This is a genomic window from Micromonospora sp. MP36 (assembly GCF_008119785.1).
Classification (GTDB): Bacteria; Actinomycetota; Actinomycetes; order Mycobacteriales; family Micromonosporaceae; genus Micromonospora.
The window spans coordinates 1-1,331 of sequence record NZ_VSFA01000256.1 but is presented as its reverse complement, the minus strand read 5'-3'; the positions used below and the strand labels follow the sequence as shown (position 1 = coordinate 1,331).

The window sequence follows — 1,331 nt, the reverse complement described above, 5'->3', positions numbered from 1 at the left end:
GGGTGTGTACAACTAACGGCTGATCGACCGATCAAGGGAGAGACGCCAGATGACGACCGAGACCACCGAGGGACAGCCGGCCATGGAGCCGGTGGGTGCGGTCACGGATGAGCAGTTGATCGCGATGTTGGTCGATCGGGCTCGTGGAGACGGGCTGAAGCTGACCGGTGAGGGTGGGCTGCTGCAGCAGCTGACCAAGCGGGTCCTGGAGTCGGCCCTGGACGGGGAGATCACCGACCACGTCGGCTACGAGAAGCACGACTCGGCGGGTCGGGGTAGCGGGAACACCCGTAACGGCAGCCGGACCAAGACCGTGCTGACCGATGTCGGTCCGGTCGAGGTCCGCGTTCCGCGGGACGCTGCGGGCACGTTCGAACCGCAGATCGTGCGCAAACGGCAGCGACGCCTGTCCGGGGTCGACGACATGGTCCTGTCGTTGTCGGCCAAGGGCCTCACGCATGGTGAGATCAGCGCCCATCTGGCCGAGGTGTACGGCACCGAGGTGTCCAAGCAGACCATCTCCACCATCACCGACAAGGTCATGGACGGCATGGCCGAGTGGCAGAACCGGCCTCTCGACCCGGTCTATCCAGTTGTGTTCATCGATGCAATTAACGTGAAGATCAGGGATGGGCAGGTCGCGAACCGGCCGATCTACGTGGTCATGGCGGTCACCGTCGACGGCCATCGTGACATCCTCGGGATCTGGGCCGGTGACGGCGGCGAGGGCGCCAAGCACTGGCTGCACGTGCTGACCGAGCTGAAGAACCGCGGCGTCCAGGACGTCTTGATGCTCGTGTGCGACGGGCTCAAGGGCCTACCGGACGCAGTCGCGGCGGTGTGGCCACGCACGATCGTCCAAACCTGTGTGGTTCACCTCCTGCGCAACTCGTTCAGGTACGCGGCCCGCCAGGATTGGGACAAGATCGCCAAGGCGCTCAAGCCTGTCTACACCGCACCCACCGAGGACGCCGCGACCGAGCGGTTCCTCGAGTTCGCCGAGACCTGGGGAAAGAAGTACCCGGCGATCGTCAAGCTGTGGGAGAACGCCTGGGCCGAGTTCGTGCCGTTCCTGGCCTTCGACGTCGAGATCCGAAAGGTCATCTGCAGCACGAACGCGATCGAGTCGGTGAACGCCCGCATCCGCAAGGCCGTCCGCGCCCGCGGACACTTCCCGAACGAGGCCGCCGCACTCAAGTGCGTGTACATGGCGTTGATGAGCCTCGACCCGACCGGCGCCGGCCGCCGCCGCTGGACCATGCGCTGGAAAGCACCACTGAACGCCTTCCAGATCGCCTTCGAAGGCCGGCTCACCCCGGCCAACCACTGAC

Annotated in this window: 1 protein-coding gene; it reads left to right on the top strand. The window is 65.4% G+C overall.

Annotated elements, in window-relative coordinates; all coding sequences use genetic code 11:
- Positions 1 to 82: 82 nt before the first annotated feature.
- On the top strand, positions 83 to 1,330 hold the full coding sequence (locus tag FXF52_RS41030; RefSeq protein ID WP_222870964.1) for an IS256 family transposase: 1,248 nt from the start codon (positions 83 to 85) through the stop codon (positions 1,328 to 1,330).
- Position 1,331 lies beyond the last annotated feature (1 nt).

Bases quoted from the DNA above. Each gene is read 5' to 3' on its own strand.
- FXF52_RS41030 (WP_222870964.1), top strand. From the start codon at position 83: ATGGAGCCGGTGGGTGCGGTCACGGATGAGCAGTTGATCGCGATGTTG.